The sequence below is a fragment of the Mesorhizobium sp. WSM4308 genome, from assembly GCF_002294905.1.
Lineage (GTDB): Bacteria > Pseudomonadota > Alphaproteobacteria > Rhizobiales > Rhizobiaceae > Mesorhizobium.
In genome coordinates, this window is the sequence record NZ_NSFW01000020.1 from 1 (window position 1) to 19,196 (window position 19,196).

General features: G+C 63.4%; 17 protein-coding genes. 6 read left to right on the forward strand and 11 right to left on the reverse strand.

Going from position 1 to position 19,196, the window contains the following annotated elements; all coding sequences use genetic code 11:
- On the reverse strand, positions 1–509 hold a 509-nt coding region (locus CK227_RS29615), incomplete at its 3' end, for an aminotransferase class I/II-fold pyridoxal phosphate-dependent enzyme (RefSeq protein WP_143750543.1).
- 278 nt (positions 510–787) lie between these two features.
- On the opposite strand from CK227_RS29615, the gene galE reads away from it, so the two are divergent.
- Positions 788–1,783, forward strand: a complete 996-nt coding sequence (gene galE / locus CK227_RS29620) for a UDP-glucose 4-epimerase GalE (RefSeq protein ID WP_095775209.1) — start codon at positions 788–790, stop codon at positions 1,781–1,783.
- Between the two features lie 101 nt (positions 1,784–1,884).
- The gene (locus tag CK227_RS29625; protein ID WP_095775210.1) at positions 1,885–3,135 is read left to right on the forward strand and encodes a D-amino acid dehydrogenase; all 1,251 of its coding nucleotides are present in this window, start codon (positions 1,885–1,887) and stop codon (positions 3,133–3,135) included.
- Between the two features lie 7 nt (positions 3,136–3,142).
- Here CK227_RS29625 and CK227_RS29630 read toward each other — a convergent pair whose 3' ends face one another.
- The gene (locus tag CK227_RS29630) at positions 3,143–3,352 is read right to left on the reverse strand and encodes a hypothetical protein (protein WP_095775211.1); all 210 of its coding nucleotides are present in this window, start codon (positions 3,350–3,352) and stop codon (positions 3,143–3,145) included.
- A gap of 144 nt (positions 3,353–3,496) precedes the next feature.
- Here CK227_RS29630 and CK227_RS29635 point away from each other — a divergent pair, with 144 nt between their 5' ends.
- Complete coding sequence (locus CK227_RS29635) at positions 3,497–5,323, forward strand: alanine racemase (protein WP_095775212.1); 1,827 nt, start codon at positions 3,497–3,499, stop codon at positions 5,321–5,323.
- On the opposite strand, the gene CK227_RS29640 is transcribed toward CK227_RS29635, so the two are convergent.
- From CK227_RS29640 to CK227_RS29670, 7 genes are all read right to left on the reverse strand, one after another.
- Positions 5,324–6,700, reverse strand: coding sequence for an FGGY-family carbohydrate kinase (locus CK227_RS29640; RefSeq protein ID WP_095775213.1), 1,377 nt, complete (start codon positions 6,698–6,700; stop codon positions 5,324–5,326).
- Positions 6,697–7,014, reverse strand: coding sequence for an L-rhamnose mutarotase (gene rhaM / locus CK227_RS29645; RefSeq protein ID WP_095775214.1), 318 nt, complete (start codon positions 7,012–7,014; stop codon positions 6,697–6,699). The genes CK227_RS29640 and rhaM overlap by 4 nt, the downstream gene beginning before the upstream one ends.
- Positions 7,014–8,009, reverse strand: a complete 996-nt coding sequence (locus CK227_RS29650; protein WP_095775215.1) for an ABC transporter permease — start codon at positions 8,007–8,009, stop codon at positions 7,014–7,016. Before CK227_RS29650 ends, rhaM begins: the two co-directional genes overlap by 1 nt.
- Positions 8,006–8,983 (reverse strand): ABC transporter permease, encoded by a 978-nt coding sequence (locus tag CK227_RS29655; protein ID WP_095775216.1) that lies wholly within the window; start codon positions 8,981–8,983, stop codon positions 8,006–8,008. Before CK227_RS29655 ends, CK227_RS29650 begins: the two co-directional genes overlap by 4 nt.
- Positions 8,980–10,521, reverse strand: coding sequence for a sugar ABC transporter ATP-binding protein (locus tag CK227_RS29660; RefSeq protein WP_095775217.1), 1,542 nt, complete (start codon positions 10,519–10,521; stop codon positions 8,980–8,982). The genes CK227_RS29655 and CK227_RS29660 overlap by 4 nt, the downstream gene beginning before the upstream one ends.
- Before the next feature lie 84 nt (positions 10,522–10,605).
- A complete protein-coding gene (rhaS, locus tag CK227_RS29665) occupies positions 10,606–11,601 on the reverse strand; it encodes a rhamnose ABC transporter substrate-binding protein (protein WP_095775218.1) in 996 nt (331 codons plus the stop codon).
- A 55-nt stretch (positions 11,602–11,656) separates the two neighbouring features.
- Entirely contained in the window at positions 11,657–12,460 is an 804-nt protein-coding gene (locus CK227_RS29670; RefSeq protein WP_010913443.1) for a DeoR/GlpR family DNA-binding transcription regulator, read from the reverse strand.
- A 184-nt stretch (positions 12,461–12,644) separates the two neighbouring features.
- Here CK227_RS29670 and CK227_RS29675 point away from each other — a divergent pair, with 184 nt between their 5' ends.
- The 3 genes from CK227_RS29675 (at position 12,645) to ggt (ending at position 17,980) form a co-directional block, all read left to right on the forward strand.
- The gene (locus CK227_RS29675; RefSeq protein ID WP_095775219.1) at positions 12,645–14,747 is read left to right on the forward strand and encodes a bifunctional rhamnulose-1-phosphate aldolase/short-chain dehydrogenase; all 2,103 of its coding nucleotides are present in this window, start codon (positions 12,645–12,647) and stop codon (positions 14,745–14,747) included.
- A 101-nt stretch (positions 14,748–14,848) separates the two neighbouring features.
- Entirely contained in the window at positions 14,849–16,141 is a 1,293-nt protein-coding gene (gene rhaI, locus CK227_RS29680) for an L-rhamnose catabolism isomerase (RefSeq protein WP_095775220.1), read from the forward strand.
- Between the two features lie 99 nt (positions 16,142–16,240).
- Positions 16,241–17,980 (forward strand): gamma-glutamyltransferase, encoded by a 1,740-nt coding sequence (gene ggt / locus CK227_RS29685; protein WP_095775221.1) that lies wholly within the window; start codon positions 16,241–16,243, stop codon positions 17,978–17,980.
- A 45-nt stretch (positions 17,981–18,025) separates the two neighbouring features.
- On the opposite strand, the gene CK227_RS29690 is transcribed toward ggt, so the two are convergent.
- On the reverse strand, positions 18,026–18,367 hold the full coding sequence (locus tag CK227_RS29690; protein ID WP_095775222.1) for a hypothetical protein: 342 nt from the start codon (positions 18,365–18,367) through the stop codon (positions 18,026–18,028).
- A 382-nt stretch (positions 18,368–18,749) separates the two neighbouring features.
- Complete coding sequence (locus CK227_RS29695; protein ID WP_245433497.1) at positions 18,750–19,169, reverse strand: hypothetical protein; 420 nt, start codon at positions 19,167–19,169, stop codon at positions 18,750–18,752.
- Between the last annotated feature and the right edge of the window lie 27 nt (positions 19,170–19,196).

Sequence of the window (19,196 nt, forward strand, 5' to 3'; positions counted from 1 at the left end):
AGCAGGCTTTCCAGATGCGCGACGTCATTGTGCCGGAAGATCTTCTTCTCGGCGCCGGAGCGCCTAACACCTTCGATCATCGAGGCGTGGTTCAGCTCGTCCGAGATGATCAGGCAGTTGGGCAACAGCCGGGCGATGGTCGAGATCGAGGCTTCGTTGGAGACGAAGCCGGAGGTGAAGACCAGGGCCGCGTCCTTGCCGTGCAGGTCGGCAAGCTCATGCTCGAGCTCGACCAGCGGGTTGGAGGTGCCGGAAATGTTGCGGGTGCCGCCGGCGCCCGAGCCCATCTTGCCGGCCGCGTCCTGGAACGCGGCGATGACGTCGGGGTGCTGGCCCATGCCGAGATAATCGTTGGAGCACCAGACGGTGATTTCCTCGGCGCGGCCGTTGGAGCGCCAGATGGCGCGCGGAAACTTGCCCGCGATGCGCTCGAGGTCGGCGAAGACACGATAGCGCCGCTCCGCGTGGAGCTGGTCGATCGCTTCTTCGAAGAACCGCTGGTAGTTCATGTCCGCTTCCCAATTTTGCGCGGGATCATAATCATTGGCCTATTGGTCGTCCACCGGGCCGTTTTGGTCAAAATGCCACGCCCCGCACCTGTTCCTAACGATGACGGATCGTGGCCTATTCCCACTCCACGATACGCTTTGTGGATCACTTATGTTTCAGCACGATGCCACATTTGGTGAACGCCGGTTACCAAGGGTTCTAATGGCCATGCGGCAGGCTTTCCAGTAAGGCGGTGTTTGAGACAGTTTCCGATAAATCTTGAGATGCGAGGATGCGGATGACGGTTTTGGTGACAGGCGGCGCCGGCTATATCGGCAGCCACATGGTCTGGGAATTGCTGGATGCGGGTGAAAGCGTGGTCGTGCTCGACCGGCTTTCCACCGGCTTCGAATGGGCGGTGGCGCCGGAGGCAAAGCTCGTCGTCGGCGATGTCGCCGACAAGGAATTGGTCGGCGGGATCATCAGGGACAATCATGTCGATGCGATCATCCATTTTGCCGGTTCCATCGTGGTCCCCGAATCGGTCGCCGACCCGCTCGCCTACTACGAGAACAACACCTCGAAGACACGCACGCTGATCGAAACCGCGGTGCGCGAGGGCGTGTCGCATTTCATCTTTTCCTCGACCGCCGCCGTCTATGGCGGCGCCGGGCTGGAGCCGGTGCGCGAGGATGCCCGCCTGGCGCCGGAATCGCCCTATGGCCTGTCCAAGTTGATGAGCGAGTGGATGTTGCGCGATGCCGGCCTCGCGCACGACATCCGTTACACGGCGCTGCGCTATTTCAACGTTGCCGGCGCCGACCCCAGGGGTCGCACTGGCCAGTCGACTCCGGGCGCCACCCACCTCATCAAGGTCGCCTGCGAGACCGCGCTCGGCAAGCGTCCCTTCATGCAGGTGTTCGGCACCGACTACCCGACGCCGGACGGCACCTGCATGCGCGACTATATCCATGTCAGCGACCTGGCAGCTGCGCATCGCCTGGCGCTGCAGCGGCTGCGCGCCGGGGGACAGAGCCTCGTCGCCAATTGCGGCTACAGCCATGGCTATTCGGTGCTCGAGGTCATTGAGAGCGTGCGCCGCGCCTTTGGCCGGGATTTCGAGGTGAAGATGGGCGACCGGCGCCCTGGCGACGCCGCTGCGGTGGTCGCCAATTCAGACCTTGCCCGCGCGGAACTCGGCTGGACGCCACAACGCGACGATCTGGACCAGATCGTTGCCGACGCACTCGCCTGGGAACGCATCCTGACCAGCAAGAACTCCGCCCGCGGCTAAGCCAGCCCCCCAAGGGCTCGCAAGGCGCGCGGCGACGCGCTATGGAAGCAGTCGCGACGCGGCGTGGAGGCGCCGTGCCGCCGAGAGCTTTGGGGGATGGCATGAAGATAACGGTGCTCGGCGCCGGCGTTGTCGGCACGGCAGCGGCCTATTACCTGGCCGCCGACGGCCACGAGGTCACCGTGATCGAGCGCCATGCGGCGCCGGCGCGTGGCACCAGCCAGTCCAATGCCGGCCTGGTTTCTCCGGGCGACGCCACCGCCTGGGCCTCGCCGGCGGCGCTGAAGACATTTCTGCGCGGGCTCTACAATCATGATCTCGGCATCAAGGTGCGGCTGCGCTTCGATCCTTATTTCCTCGCCTGGAGCCTGCGTTTCCTGCGCCAATGCACGGTGGCCCGCCTGCGCGCCAACAGCCAGGTCAAGCTGCGCCTGGCGCTCTACTCGCGCGACTGCATCAACGCCATCTCGGCCGACACCGGCATCCACTATGACGAGCGCAAGAAAGGCATCCTGTATTTCTTCCGCTCGCAGCACAGCCTCGACACCGGCACCGACAATTACCGCTATCTGGCCGAGCATGGCCTGCCGATCGAGATCGTCGGCCGCGACCGGCTGGTCCAGCTCGAACCGGGCCTTGCCGGGGTGAAGGAGAAGATCGCCGGCGGCGTCTATTCGCCGATCGACCAGACCGGTGATTCCCGGCAGTTCGTGGAAAAGCTCGCCGCCCATGCCGCCGAAAAGCTCGGTGTGAAATTCCTCTACGGCACGACGGTCGAGGGTCTCGACATTGAGGGCGACCGGGTGCGGTCGGTGATGACCTCGGCCGGACCGGTGACGGGTGATGCCGTGGTCATCTCGATGGGGCCGGAAAGCGGTCTGCACGGCCGCCGCTACGGCATCGACCTGCCGGTCTATCCGGTGAAGGGCTATACCGCGACCATTCCGCTGGAAGACGAGAGCAAGGGGCCGACCATGGGCGGCGCCGACGAGGACCAGTTGATGGCCTATTCGAGGCTCGGCAACCGGTTGCGGCTGGCTTCGACCGCCGAATTCACCGGCTTCGACCGCACCCACAAACCCAGCGACTTTGTCACCATGTTCAGGACTGCCAGGGACCTCTTCCCCGGCGCATTCGACGAGAAGAAGGCGGAGCTCTGGGCAGGGCTGCGGCCAATGATGCCGGGCTCCGTGCCGGTCATCGGTCAGGCGCGCTACAAAAACCTCTATCTCGACACCGGCCACGGCCATGTCGGCTGGACGATGGCCTGTGGCTCGGGAAAATTCCTGGCCGACCTCGTTGCCGGCCGCAAGCCCGAGATCGACCCGCAGGGACTCGTCTACGTCAACTGATGGAGCACTAGTCGTCGTGCTGGCACCGCGTCCATTGGCCCTGCACCCATTCAGCAAGCCAACCACGCTCAAGCCGCCCAATCTGTGCCAGATTGTCCTGCGTGGTGGTCAGATGGCCGAGGCCGACGACTTCGAAATCTTCGCAGTCCGCAGGATGATCATGTGCGCCGCATGTCAGTTGCCACTCGCCATCGGAATGACGGACGACCAGTGCCACCGGTCTCTCCAATCGAAAGACGTGCCCACATACAATTGCTCTGGTTTCCAACATTGAGACCGTCACTTCTGGCTTTGACAGGTATCAGAAGATGATCTTGAAGATGCACCTGGCCGATAGATTATACAAACCCTGAGAGGAAAAATGTCGGGACCGCAAGTCGCCATCGACCTCGGCCGTATCGAGCGCAACGCACGGACCATTGTTGACCGCTGCGCTTTGTCCGGCATCAAGGTGTTCGGCGTCACCAAGGGCACCTGCGGCATGCCGCAAGTGGCGCGCGCCATGCTGCGCGGCGGCGTCGCCGGCATTGCCGAATCGCGTTTCGAAAACATTCGCCGGCTGCGCGACAGCGGCATCAGCGTGCCGATCATGCTGCTGCGCAGCCCGCCCATGGCGCGCATCGAGGAGGTGGTGCGCACCGTCGACATCAGCCTGCAGTCGGAACTCGCCACCATCCGCGAGATCTCGCGCATCGCCGAGCGCATGGGCCGCGTCCACGACATCATGCTGATGATCGATCTCGGCGACCTCCGCGAAGGCATCTGGCCGAGCGACCTGATCCCCACCGTTGAGCGGATCCTCGAGTTCAAGGGCGTGCGCATCGCCGGCATCGGCACCAATCTCGGCTGTTTCGGCGCCATCATGCCGACGCCGGAAAATCTTGGGCAACTCGTCGCCCACGCCTACAAGACGGAGCGCCTGTCGGGCAAAAGTCTCGACTGGATCTCCGGCGGGGCTTCGTCGTCGCTGACGCTGCTGCTCGAAGGCACACTTCCGGCCGGCATCAACAATCTCAGGGTCGGCGAGGCGATCCTGCAAGGCGGCGTCGAAACCTTTCGCGATGTGCCATGGGATGAACTCGAGCCCGACGCGTGCCGCCTGACCGGCGACATCATCGAGGTCAAGCTCAAGCCGTCGCGGCCGATTGGCGAGTCCGGCTACGACGCTTTCGGCAACCAACCGGTCTTTCCCGACGAGGGCGACAGGCTGCGCGCCATCGCCAATATCGGCCGCGAGGACGTGCTGGTCGAAGGGCTGACGCCGATCGCCAGGGGGATCAGGGTGCTCGGCGCCTCCAGCGACCATCTGCTGCTCGACGTGCAGGACGCCGACCCGCGCCCCGCTGTGGGAGATCGCGTCGCCTTTCGCATGAGCTACGGCGCCATGCTGCTGGCGATGACGTCGGAGTATGTCGAGAAGGCGCCGATGCATGACGTCGCGGACTTTTCCGGCCGCAAGATGGTGTCGATCTCGGCCGAACAGGAAGCCGCCGGCATTCTTGCCCGCGAGGGGACCGGCGCGCGGCTGGAGGCGATGAATTTCGACGTCGTGGAACTCACCGATGTCGAGCGGCCGCCCTCGGGGCTGATCCGGCTGAGTGCCGGCGCCGATCGCCGTATCGCCCACAAGGCGCTGACTGCGACGGGGCGCGCAACGCATTCCTTCGGCCTGATCTGGATCGATTCCATCGCCGCGCTGATGCCGGAAGACGAAGAGGGCATCGACCTGCCGGAAGGTTCGGTGCTGGCCCGTACCCTCGGCCTCGATCACAAGGCCGGCGCGCTGCAGCCGCAGCTGTCGCCGGAAAATGTCGTCATCGTGGGTCTGCGCCATGCCGATCCGGCGGAGGCGCGGGTGCTGAAGGATTCGCGGGTGTCGGCCTTCACCATGACCGATATCGACGCCATGGGCATGCGCGACCTTATGCATGAGGCGATCCGCATCGCCACGTCGGGCACACAGGGCTTTCATCTCAGCTATTCCCCAACGGCGACCGAATTCGCCGGCTGGGCGGCCGGCTCCGGCGGGCTGACCGTGCGCGAGACGCATCAGGCGATGGAGGCGATCGCGCTGTCGGGCGGGCTTTTGTCGATGGATGTTTCGGGGCTGAGCAAGGATATCGAGCCCAGGATCGGCGCTGACACCGTGAACTTCGTCATGTCGGCCTTCGGCAAGCGGATCCTGTGATCAGCCCCGCGACTCGACCGCCGCGCGCCATGCGCTGGCATAGTCGGCCCAGGCCGGGTCGGTCGGCGGTTCCGGTCGCTCGCCTTTGCCGTGCGCCGTGACCAGATCGGACGCCAGCAGTGCCGCGCCGATGCTGGTTCCCGTGGCGGCTTCGGAGGCGACGACGGCGCGGCCTGTGCTTGCGGCCAGCATGCCGACGAACAGGCGATTGCGGGCAAACGGGCCTTCGACGATGGTCGGGCCATCGCCGCCGATCAGGTCGAGGCAGGTCGCCGTCATCAGTGCCAGGTAGAACGAGATGGAGGCAAAGCGCTGGCCATTGTTCATGCCGTCGGCATTGAGCCATGTCGCGGCCTGATGCGGGAACGGCCCTGATCCCTGTTGCGTCGACGGCAGCAGCAATGTCTTCCGCGCGAGCACGGCCCGGACATCATCGCCGCTCCAGGTCTCCGGCCGGCCTTCCGTCAGCACGGAAAACTCGCGGCCGCCCATGAAACGGGCCGAGAGGACGGGGTCGCCCAGCGCATTGACATTGACCAGCGTATCGCGCGCCGCATCCAACGCAATCTCTCTGCCGCCGACCGCCATCGACACCACCCAGGTGCCGGTCGAGACGACCGAGAAGGGTGGCGCGTCGGACAGGAGATGCGGCAGCAGCGAGGCGTTGGAATCGTGCAGGCCGCAGAACACTGGGGTTTGCGCATCAAGGCCGGTGCGCGCGGCAAGCGCTGGCAGGATCGGACCGAGGCGATCCCTGGCCGGCCGCACCGGTGCCATCAGGCGGCGCCAATCCAACCGATCGACCAGCGACGAAAAGTCAGCATGCCATGGATTCCACAGATCGGTGTGGCAACCGAGCGAGGTCACTTCGTTGGCGGCAACGCCGGTCAGGCGCAGCGCCCAGTATTGCGGGTACATCAGAATCGCGGCCGCATGCGCGAACGCGGCCGGAAAGCATTTCTGCTGCCAAAAAAATTGCGCACCGAGATTGAGGCCGAGCGGCAGGCGCGGTGTGCCGGTCTCGGTGAAGGGCGGTCGAACAGCGTCATAGTCCGCCGCCAGCCTGTCGGGGCCGTCGAACTCATAGTCGAGCATCGGCAGCACCAGTTCGCCAGAGGCGTCGACCAGCGCACCTGTCGCGCCATGCGTGGTGATCGAGATGGCGGCGATCGGCTGTTCGCGGTTGAGATCGGCAAGGCTGTCGAGGATGAATGTCCATAGCGCCTCGACATCGTGATGCGGGTAGGGCGCTTGCCGCACCGGCGCATTCGCCATCCGGCGCAGCGCTACCTCGCTCAAGGTTGCGAGGTCGACCAGCGCCACCTTGGCGTTGGTCTTGCCGATGTCGATGACGGCGATGTGGCGCAGAGCACTCATGCCATCTGGAACACAGTTTCCAGCGGCACGGCCACCGGCTCGTTGTCCGGCTTCGTTTCCATGATGTCGGCCATGTGAGCCCACCAGCGCTGCATCACAGGATGCTTCGGCAATTCGGCCATGCCGTGATCGTCGCGCCGCCACAGCACGCCGAACAGGATGTTGGTCTCTTCGTCGAGATGGATCGAATAGTCGGACACGCCGGCCTGTTTCAAGAGCGCGACCAGCGACGGCCAAATCTCGTCATGGCGCTTCCTGTACTCGGCCTTCATGCCCGGTTTGAGCTTCATCTTGAACGCGTATTTCTCAGGCATCAGCTGCTACCTCGCAGCCGCCGCCAGACGATTGGCAGCGCGATGACGATGATCAGCAGCACGCCGATGAAGATCGACATGACGATGCCGGGCACGTTGAGCAGGCCGAGCCCAAACGTCACCAGCCCCATGATGAACGCGGCGAGCACGACGCCGACAATGCTGCCGGCGCCGCCGAGGATGCTGACGCCGCCGAGCACCACCATGGTGATGACTTCCAGCTCATAGCCTTGCGCGATCGACGGTCGCGTCGAGCCGAGGCGCGAGGTGATCAGCACCGAGGCTATACCCGACATCAGCCCGGTCAGGCAGAACAGGGTGAATTTGATACGCCCGACGCGCACGCCGGAAAACTGCGCCGCGACCGGATTGTTGCCGATGGCGAAGACGCGGCGGCCGAAACTCGTGCGATGCAGGAGGAACCAGTAGACGACGGCGGCGACGAGGAAGAGCACCAGCTCGAACGACACCACCCACCAGACATAGCCCTGGCCAAAGAAGGCGAACCTTTCGGGATAGCCCTTATAGGCCTGGTCGCCGAGGATGATGAAGGCGATGCCGCGGAACAGGCTCATCGTGCCGATGGTGACGACGATGGACGGCAAGCCGAGCCGTGTCACCAACAGCCCGTTGAAGGCGCCGCAGCCAAGCCCGACCACAATGCCGATCAGCACCAGCACCGGTGTACCCGCACCCGCCTGCACCGCCATGCCCATCATGGTCGATGCCAGCGCGATGATGGCGGCGACCGACAGGTCGATTTCGCCGGAGATGATCAGCAGCGCCATGGCAAAGGCGATCATGCCCTTCTCGGTGAAGTTGAAGGTCAGATCGGACAGCGAATAGGGATCGAGGAAATAGGGCGAGGCGAAGCTGTTGATGGCGAAGATGGCGACGGCCACCACGACCAGCAGTGCCTCCCAGGAAAAGATCGCCGAAGACAGCGGCCTGTCGAGCCGGTCGGGAATATGGCGTGGGGCAGGGATGTCGGTCATGCCGCCTCCGTCTTTCTCAGGATGATCCGGCCTTGCTGGCGTTCGCCGCGCGCGTTGAGCACGACCGCCAGGATGATGGCACTGCCCGAAATCGCCATCTGCCAGAAGGGCGAGATGTTGATGACCGGGAGCGCGTTGGAGATGATGCCGAGGAACAGCGCGCCAAGCACCGCGCCGCCGACCGAGCCGATGCCGCCGGCGATCGAGATGCCGCCGATGACGCAGGCGGCGATGATGTTGAGCTCATAGCCGTTGGCGACCTCGACCGAGGCGATGACGTAGCGCGAGATCCACAGGTAGCCGGCAAGCCCGCCGATCATGCCGGAGATGCAGAAGACAATGAATTTCGTGCGGCCGACATCGATGCCGGTATAGACCGACGCCGTCGGGTTGACGCCGATCGCATAGATCGAGCGGCCGAGCGCGGTGCGCGTCATCAGCACGAAGAACAGCGCGATGACCAGTATGGCGATCCAGGACAGCACCGGAATGCCGAGGAAGGCGGCGCGCTGGAAACCGATGAAATCCGGGCTCATCTTGTCGGCATTGACCCAGGCCCCGCCTGACAGGACGAAGGTGGCGCCGCGATAGATGGTGAGCGTCCCCAAAGTGACCACGATCGAAGGGATGTTCAGCCGCCACACCAGAAGGCCGTTGATGGCGCCGAGCACCAGCCCGACCGCCAGCGCGATGACGATCAGTGCCGGGATCGGGATTGCCGGGTGTGCGGCGTTCAGCATCGCCACCACCATGCCGGTGAAGCAGAGATTGGAGGCCATGGAAAGGTCGATCGACCGCGTCAGGATGACCACCATCTGGCCGAGCGCCAGGATCATCAGGATCGAGGTGTCGTTGAATACCTGGCGCAGGTTGCCGGGGTCGGCGAAGGCCGGGAAGCGGGTCGAGATCAGCCCGATCAGCACGATGATGGCCGCGGCCAGCCAGATCTCGCGGTATTTCAGAAAGGCTTTCATGCCGCGATCCCCGCTGCCGTCCGCACCAGCGTCTCGGCGTCCAGCCCCTTATTGTCATAGACTGCCGCGACAAGGCCCTCGCGCATGACCACCACCCGGTCGGACATGCCGAGTATCTCCGGCAGTTCCGACGACACCATGATCACCGACAGGCCCTGCGCCACCAGCTCGGCCATGAAGCCATGCACGGCCGCCTTGGAACCGATGTCGATGCCCTTGGTCGGCTCATCGAGGATGATCACCTTGGGCGCGGTCGCCAGCCATTTGGCGATGACGATCTTCTGCTGGTTGCCTCCCGACAGCGTGCCGACATCCTGGCTGAGCGACGAGGCCCTGAGGTCCAGCCGCTCGGTGTAGGAGCGGGCGAGCGAAAATTCTTCGGCCAGCCGCAGCAGGCCAGATTTGGAGGTGCGCTTGAGCGAGGGCAGCGAGACGTTCTGGAAGATCGGCAGGCCGATCACCACGCCTTGCTTGCCGCGCTCTTCCGGCACATAGACGATGCCGGCCTCGATCGAATCCGCCGCCGATTTCGGCGCGATCGTCTTGTCTTCCAGCGTGATCGTGCCGCCCGTGGTGCGGGTGATGCCTGAAATTGCCTGCATCACCTCGCTGCGGCCGGCGCCGACGAGGCCGTAGAAGCCGAGTATTTCGCCTTTGTGTAGTTCGAAGCCGATGTCGTTGAACTCGGTCGGGTGCGACAGGCCGGCGACGGACAGCACCGGTGCACCGATCTCGGCCTTGCGCTGCGGAAAAATATGATCGACCGAGCGGCCGACCATCATGCGCACGATCTGGCTCTGGCCGGCATCCTTGATCAGGCCTTCGCCAACCATCTCGCCGTCGCGGAACACCGTGTAGCGGTCGGCGATGCGGTAGATCTCGTCGAACTTGTGGCTGATGAACAGGATCGCCTTGCCTTCCTCCTTGAGGAATTCGATGAGCAGGAAAAGCTCCTCGATCTCCTTCATCGAAAGGGCTGCGGTCGGCTCGTCCATGATGACGATCTGCGCGTCGATCGACATGGCGCGCGCCACCGCCACGAGATGCTTGTTGGCGATGCCGAGGTCTTTCAAACGCGCATCGGCATCGATATGGCCGGCGTGCATCGTGTCGAGCACTTCGCGGGCATTCTTGCGCATCGTGCGCCAGTCGATGGTGCCTAGCCGTGTGCGCGGCGCGTGGCCGAGAAAGATGTTTTCGGCAACGCTCAGATCGTCGAACAGCACGGTTTCCTGATGGATGGCGGTGACGCCATGGCCGAAGGCGGCATGCGCGCTGGGCAAGCTGACGGCCCGGCCGTCGATGCTGATCGTGCCCGAATCCGGCTGGTAGATGCCGGTCATGATCTTGACCAGCGTCGACTTGCCGGCGCCGTTCTCGCCGATCAGTGCCGTCACCTGGCCGGGATAGAGCGACAGGCTGACATTGTGCAGCGCGCGCACGCCGGGAAAGCTCTTGGAGATGCCGGACAGCGTCAGCCGTGGCGTGGAGGCCGCTGGCCTCTGCTTAACCGTGCCGTGCTGGGCTGTCGTGTCCATGGTCGTATCAAGCCCTGAAACAAGGTCCGTCTAAAATCGCGGCGGGACGTGAGCCCCGCCGCGACGGCTTGAGAGGGTCCCAGATCAATAGATCTTGGAGAACTTCTCGATGTTGGTCTTGTCGAACTGGAAGGGCGGAGCCATCGCAGCCGAGTTGGTATCGTCGAGCGTGACCTTGCCGACGCGGCCGATCGACAGCGTGGCACCGGGCTTGGCCTCTTCCTTCTTCACCGCCAGGTCGTGGGCGAGGTAGACGGCCGAGTAGCCGAGGTCGATCGGGTTCCACAGCGCAACCGCCTGGCTGGCGCCGTTGTCGATGAACTTCTTGAACTCGGACGGCAGCGCAAGGCCGGTGACATTGACCTTGCCGATCAGCTTCTCGTCGGTGACGACCTGGGCGGCGGCAACGACGCCGACGGTGGTCGGCGCGATGATCGCCTTGAGGTTCGGATAGGACTTCAGCAGGCCCTTGGCTTCGTCGGTGCTCTTGGCCGAATCGTCATCGCCATAGACGGTGGCGACAAGCTTGATCTTGGGGAACTTCTCCGGCAGCACCTTCTTGGCCGCGTCGATCCAGGCGTTCTGGTTGGTCGCGGTCGAGGAGGCCGACAGGATGGCGACATCGCCGCCTTCCGGCAGATAATCGGCGGCAAGCTTGATGATGGTCTCGCCGATCAGGCCGGTGTCGGACGGGTTGAGGTGAAGCTGGCGGCCTTCCTTGGCAACGCCCGAATCCCAGGAGATGACGGTGATGCCGCGCTCCATGGCCTTCTTCAGCACCGGCACCAGCGCGTCGGCGTCATTGGCCGAAATGGCGATGGCGTTGACCTTCTGCGCGATCAGCGAATTGACCACTTCGATCTGCGCTTCGGCGGTTGCCTTGGTCGGGCCGGTGTAGATGATGTCGACATCGCCGAGTTCCTTGGCCGCCTCCTCGGCGCCCTTGTTGGCGGCGTCGAAGAAGCCGTTGCCGAGCGACTTCACCACCAGTGCGATCTTGACGTTCTCGGCATAGGCGGCATTCACGAACATGGCGGCCGAGAATGCGGCCGTCACCATCAATTTCTTCAAAAAGCTCATCGCATATCCTCCCTTGAGCGTTGCATTCCATCGCCGCTGCGGGCGTGAGTTGGTCTCAGGCCTGCAGTGAAGATTCTTCCTTTGCCGTCTTGCGGGCGACGATCAGCGTCACGCCCGCGGTCTCCAACATCTTGGCTTCGCGATCCTCGATGCCGTCGTCGGTGATGACGGTGGCGATGCGCGACAGCCCGCACAGGATCAGGCTGGAGCGCTTTCGGAATTTCGAGGAATCGACCAGCACCACCAGCTCGTCGGCCTGGTCGATCAGCTTCTGCTCCGCCTGGATCAGCAGCGGGTCGCCTTCCATCAGGCCGAGCGGTCCAAGCCCTTGGGCGCCCATGAACATGCGGCGCGCGTAGAAATTGCGGGTCACGTCATTGTCAAAGGGCGACAGGATGATGTTCTGCTCGCGATAGATGGTGCCGCCCGACAGCATCACCGTGTTCTTCGAGTGCTTGAGCAGATGCTCGGCGATCGGGAACGAATTGGTGAAGATCGGCATGCGCCGCCCAGTCAGGAAATGCACCATCTGGAAGGTGGTGGTGCCGCCATTGATGATGATCGGCTCGCCATCCCCGCACAATTCGACCGCCTCGCGAGCGATCGCCCGCTTCTGTGAAGCGTTGATCGTTTCGTTGACGGAAAAGGGCCGGCCGGCCAAGCCGATGAATTGCGGCGGCGAGATTGCCTCGGCGCCACCGCGCACCCGGCGCAGGCGCTTCTGGACGTGCAGAGCCGCGATATCGCGCCGGATCGTCGCCTCGGACGACTCCGTCAGGTCGACCATTTCCTGCACCGTCACCACAGGCTTTTCCTGGACGGCGGACAGAATGATCCTGTGGCGCTCTTTTTCGTGCATGGTTCCTCCCTGCCTGGCCATCTAGGCACTCAAAACGAGCAGTGTCAATCATTTCCGATCAAATAATTTCATTGTGCAGTGCAATATGATCGATATTGATCGTTTATGATTGACAAGCGAGGCGCTTGCGTAGACATTCCCGGCAAAATGGACTGCGGCTTTTGCGTCCCAGGGAGGATAACCTATGCTCGACAAGCACTCCGGCTCGCGCCTTGCCAATTTGTGGGACGATGCGAAGGCCAAGGGGATGAGCGATCCCGAGCTTCTGGTCTATCGCTCGAACACGCTGGGTTCCGACAAGCGCGTCACCAACTATGGCGGCGGCAACACCTCCTCCAAGATATGGCAGAAGGATCCGCTCAGCGGCGAGAACGTCGAAGTGCTGTGGGTCAAGGGTTCGGGCGGCGACAGCGCCTCGATCAAGCTCGACGGTTTTGCCACCCTCTACATGGACAAATTGCGCGCGCTGAAAGGCCTTTATCGCGGCGTCGAGCATGAGGACGAGATGGTGGGATATCTGCCCCACTGCACCTTCAACCTCAATCCGCGCGCGGCCTCGATCGACACGCCGCTGCACGCCTATGTGCCGAAGCCTTTCGTCGACCACATGCATCCCGATGCCATCATCGCCATTGCCGCGGCGAAGGATTCCGAAGCGCTGACCAAGGAGATCTTCGGCGACGCCATCGGCTGGCTGCCATGGAAGCGGCCGGGCTTCGAACTCGGCCTTTGGCTGGAGAAATTCTGCCTCGAACATCCCGCCGCCAAGGGCGTCATCCTCGAAAGCCACGGCCTGTTCACTTGGGGCGACACGCCCAAGGAATGCTACGAGACGACGATTTCGGTGATCAACCAGGCGATCGAGTGGTTCGAACGCCGCTCCGAGGGCCTCGCCATCTTCGGCGGCGAAGTGGTCAAGTCGCTCGATGCCGCTACCCGCCGCGCCATCGCGGCGAAACTGATGCCGAAAATCCGCGGCCTGATCTCGGAAAAGAGCCACAAGCTCGGCCATTTCGACGATTCCGCCGCCGTGCTCGAATTCGTCAACTCCAGGGATTTGCGCCCGCTGGCGGCACTCGGCACTTCTTGCCCGGACCATTTCCTGCGAACCAAGATTCGCCCGCTGGTCATTGAGTTCGATCCGGCAAAGCCCGATGTCGATGCGGTCATTGCGCGCCTAGCCGACGACATCGCCGAATACCGCGTCGGCTACCAGGCCTATTACGACAGCTGCAAGCATCCCGACTCGCCTGCCATCCGCGATCCCAACGCCGTGGTCTATCTGATGCCCGGCGTCGGCATGTTCACCTTCGCCGGCGACAAGGCGACGGCGCGAATTTCCGGCGAATTCTACGTCAACGCCATCAACGTCATGCGCGGCGCCTCGACCGTTTCGTCCTATGTCGGCCTGCCCGCCCAGGAAGCCTTCGACATCGAATACTGGCTGCTCGAGGATCTGAAGCTGCAGCGCATGCCGAAGCCGAAGTCACTCGCCGGCCAGATCGCGCTGGTCACCGGCGGTGCCGGCGGCATTGGCCGGGCGACCGCCAACCGCCTGCTGCGCGAAGGCGCCTGCGTGGTGCTGGCCGACATCGATGAGGCTGCACTGGCCAGCGCCAATGAGGAACTGGCGAGGGCCTATGGCAAGGATTTCATCCGCCCGGTGGTGATCAACGTGACCGCGGAAGACCAGGTGGTCTCGGGCTTTGCCGAGACGGCGGTCGAGTTCGGCGGCATCGACATTCTGGTCTCCAACGCGGGTCTCGCCTCCTCGGCGCCGATCGAGGAGACGTCGCTGGCGCTGTGGAACAAGAACATGGACATCTTGTCGACCGGCTATTTCCTGGTCTCGCGGGAAGCGTTCCGGCTGTTCCGGGTGCAGAAGATCGGCGGCAATGTCGTCTTCGTCGCCTCCAAGAACGGTCTTGCCGCCTCGCCCAACGCTGCCGCCTATTGCACGGCCAAGGCCGCCGAAATCCATCTCGCCCGGTGTCTCGCCCTGGAGGGCGCGGAAGCGCAGATCAGGGTCAATGTCGTCAATCCGGACGCCGTGCTGCGCGGCTCGAAGATCTGGACCGGCGAGTGGAAAGAACAGCGCGCCGCCGCCTACAAGATGTCTACGGACGACCTCGAAGAGCATTACCGCTCGCGCTCGATGTTGAAGCGCTCGGTCTTCCCGGAAGACATCGCCGAGGCGATCTACTTCTTCGCTTCCGACATGTCGGCCAAGTCGACCGGCAATATCATCAACGTCGACGCCGGCAACGCGCAGAGCTTTACGCGCTGATTTGGAGCGCTTCCTTTCTCCCCCGTTTACGGGGGAGAAGGTGCCCGAAGGGCGGATGAGGGGCGGCGCCAGCCGAACACATTCTTGGGAGGAACCAGCACTTGTCCGAAACCATCATTTCCGCCGAAATCGTCGAAAAAGATAACACCGCGCTCAAGCCCGACCTCGAGCGCGACTACGCCTCGCTCGGCGAACGTCTCGACCGCCGCGGCATCGTCATCGACGCCATCCGCGACAAGGTCGAGAAATTTGCGGTTGCCATCCCCTCCTGGGGCGTCGGCACCGGCGGCACGCGCTTTGCCCGCTTTCCCGGCGCCGGCGAGCCGCGCGATATCTTCGACAAGATCGAGGATTGTGCCGTCATCAGCCAGCTGACGCAGGCGACGCCGACCGTCTCGTTGCACATTCCATGGGACAAGGCTGACCCGAACCGGCTGAAGCAGGCGGCCTCGCGCTTCGGCCTCGGCTTCGATGCCATGAATTCCAACACATTCTCCGACGCCAGGGACCAGAAACTCTCCTACAAATTCGGTTCGCTGTCGCACGCCGACGCCGGCACCCGCCGGCAGGCGGTGGAGCACAATCTCGAATGCATCGAGATCGGCAAGACGCTCGGCTCCAAGGCACTGACGGTGTGGATCGGCGACGGCTCGAATTTTCCGGGCCAGGTCAATTTCGCCAAAGCCTTCGAGCGCTACCTCGACGCCATGAAGGAGATTTATGCCGGGCTGCCCGCCGACTGGAAACTGTTCACCGAACACAAGATGTACGAGCCGGCCTTCTATTCCACGGTCGTGCAGGACTGGGGCACCAATTACCTTATCGCCAAGGAACTGGGCGACAAGGCTTTCTGCCTGGTCGACCTCGGCCACCACGCGCCCAACGTCAACATCGAGATGATCGTGTCGCGGCTGATCCAGTTCAAGAAACTCGGCGGCTTCCACTTCAACGATTCGAAATATGGCGACGACGATCTCGACGCCGGTTCGATCGATCCTTACCGGCTGTTCCTGGTCTTCAACGAACTGGTCGATGCCGAACTGTCCGGCGCCGGGGGTTTCGATCCCGCCCACATGCTCGACCAGAGCCACAACGTCACCGATCCGATCGAAAGCCTGATGTTGTCGGCGGTCGAGGTGCAGCGCGCCTATGCGCAGGCGCTGCTGGTCGACCGCAAGGCGCTGGAAGGTTTTCAGGACGGCAATGACGCGCTGATGGCGACGCAGACGCTGAAGGCGGCCTACCGCACCGATGTCGAGCCGATCCTCGCCATGGCGCGGCTGAAAACCGGGGGCGCCATCGATCCGGTCGCCACCTACCGGGCGGCGGGCTACCGCGCCAAGGTCGCGGCCGAACGCCCGGCTGTTGTCGGCGGCTCGGGCGGAATTGTCTGACACGCCTGTCATCTGAATTGATCCGCCTGGCCCACCGTTGGTGGTGGACTCGGCCGCCGCGACGGGCTCTTCTAGGCTTCCCCGCCAGGAGAACCCGCCATGCACCTCACCCGTCGGACACTGATCGCCGCCAGTCTTTCCATCACCTTCGCGCTGGCGCCATTGACGAGCGTCTTTGCCGCGTCGCCAGCACCTGCCAAGGGCGAGCACGGCATGGTAGTGACGGCCCAGCATCTGGCGTCGGAAATCGGCGTCGAGGTCTTGACGAAGGGCGGCAATGCCGTCGATGCGGCGGTCGCTGTCGGCTATGCGCTGGCCGTCGTCTACCCCAATGCCGGCAACATTGGCGGCGGCGGCTTTATGACCATCCGTTTCGCCGATGGCAAATCGACCTTCCTCGATTTTCGCGAGCGCGCGCCGCTGGCCGCGTCCAAGACCATGTATCTCGACAAGGATGGCAACCCGGTGAAGGGCGCCAGCCTCGACGGTTATCTCGCCGTCGGCGTGCCGGGCTCGGTGGCCGGTTTCGAAATAGCGCGCGAAAAATATGGCACACTGTCAAGACAAGAGCTGATGGCGCCGGCGATCGCCTATGCCAAGGACGGTTTCATCCTCAATCAGGGCGATGCCGCCTCGTTCGCCGGCAACGCTGAAAGGTTGGCGAAGGACCCGGCGGCGGCCGCCGCCTTCCTGAAACCCGATGGCAAGCCCTATGGCATTGGCGAGCGGCTCACCCAACCGGATCTTGCTGGCTCGCTCTCGGCGATATCCGAGAAAGGCCCCGACGCCTTCTACAAGGGCGCCATCGCTGACGCCATCGTCAAGGCGAGCGGCGCCAGGGGCGGCATCCTGGCCAAGCAGGACTTCGAGCAATATGCGGTGCGTGAACTGAAACCGGTCACCTGCTCCTATCGCGGCTATGAGATCACTTCCTCGCCGCCGCCAAGCTCCGGTGGCGTCATCATCTGCGAAATCCTCAACGTGCTGGAAGGCTACCCGTTGTCCTATCTCGGCGCCGGCTCGGCCGAGACCGTGCATGTCATGGTCGAGGCGATGCGCCATGCCTATGTCGACCGCAACTCCGCGCTCGGCGATCCTGATTTCGTCGACAATCCGGTCTCGAAATTGCTGGACAAGAGCTACGCCAAGGACATCCGCGACAAGATCGACCCATTCCGGGCCGGCGTGTCGCAGGACCTGATGCCGAAGGGTTTTGGCGAGTCGAAGGAGACGACACACTATTCCATCATCGACAAGGACGGCAACGCGGTGGCCGTCACCTACACGCTGAACGGCTCCTTCGGGGCCGGCGTCGTCGCGGGCGGCACCGGCATCTTGCTCAACAACGAGATGGACGATTTCACCCAGAAGCCGGGCGTGCCCAACCTCTATGGGTTGGTCCAGGGCGAGGCCAATGCCATTCAGCCGAAGAAGACGCCGCTGTCATCGATGAGCCCGACCATCGTGGCCAAGGACGGCAAGCCGTTCATGGTCATCGGCAGCCCAGGCGGCTCGCGCATCATCACCATCACGCTGGAAGCGATCGTCAACGTCATCGACCACGGCATGAACATCCAGGAGGCGATCGACGCACCGCGCATCCACCATCAATGGCTGCCCGATAAAGTCTATGTCGAGCCGTTCGGCCTGTCGCCGGACACCGAAAGACTGCTGGCCGGCATGGGCTACCACCTCGATCTGAGTGACCAGACCTGGGGGCAGGCGGCCGGCATTCTCGTTGGTGGCAAGAGCCTGGCGGAGATCGGGAAGGGCGGCGGCGCGCGCTACAATGGCGCCATCGACAGCCGGGCGGCCTCTGGCGAGGCGCTCGGATATTGATGCCGGGGTGGGTGCTTGGACAGGGTCGCGACCCGGCAAGGACCGTCAGGTAACCAGCGTGATGGTCGATGCGATCAGCATCAGGGCGGCGATGCCGACGAACAGCGCGTAGATGCGCGGCCGGTCAAGCAGAAGCGCGTTTCCGGAGATCCATGCCGAGGTGGCGCCGCCGAGCGCGAAGAGGAACCCGTTGCGATGGCCGAAGGTCAACGACGCGGCCATCAGCCCGCCGATGATCAGGGCGCCGAACACGATGATCACGGCGACCGCGTATTTCTCGAAATCATTGTTGCCGATCCCTGGTCCGATCGCATTCAGATTGGGCAGGTCGTCCGGATCGAAAGGGTTCGCCGACCCATATTCGTCTTGACCGATCGATTCTCGCATCACTCGTTCTCCGCAGACCGGCAACAAACCATCAACACTTGCCGAGTGCAACCCGATCGCACGTCCCTCTCTGTGTCGACCGTCACCTTCAACACGTTCCGGCGGTGCTTGTCACCGATTTTCCGGCCGCCTGGGTCGAATGCAACACGTGTCCGCGTTTGGATGGCGCCCCACCATCCTATTCTATTTGGACCATGTTCGCGGGAAAAAGATGATGCCGCGCGTCAATTTCAGCGCCGCAACGTCCTGCGCGACTGCGGCGGGGAGTCGCAGCGCTGCGTGAGGCGGGCAATTGTCGACTGGGAAGGCGTTCGCGGTGCGGGAAAGGAACACCGCCCTTGCTGAACGCCTGCCTCTATAGGATGGTGGGCACCTCGCGCCCTCATTCCTGTGAAGGGGAGGCGCTCAATCGACGATAGGGCACGCCATCGAAGCTTGCCGTCACAAAATCCGTGACGGACATCTTGCGCTTGCGTCCGTCGCTGCAGGCGTAGACCGGCCAACCGGCATCGCTGCATTCGCTGGCAGCGCAGATACGCGCCAGGCAGTTACCGATAGTCAATCGGAAGCCGCCCTTGCCGGCGAAGCCTTGCAACAAGCTGCCGTCCGCCGAGCGCCAGGTCCGCGCACGGAATTCCGCCCGCAAAAACAATGGTTCGAGAGAGACCGCAAGATTGGTTTCGCCGGCACGTCCTGAGAACTGCAGACGGAAGCGCGCCATTGCAGTCGTGTATGCGGTCACAAGATCCGATTCGCGAAGATAGGAGATCGGCAGGTTGGAGCGGTCAAGCAGATGAGACATGCGCTCGCTTGCCTCTACCGGCGCCAG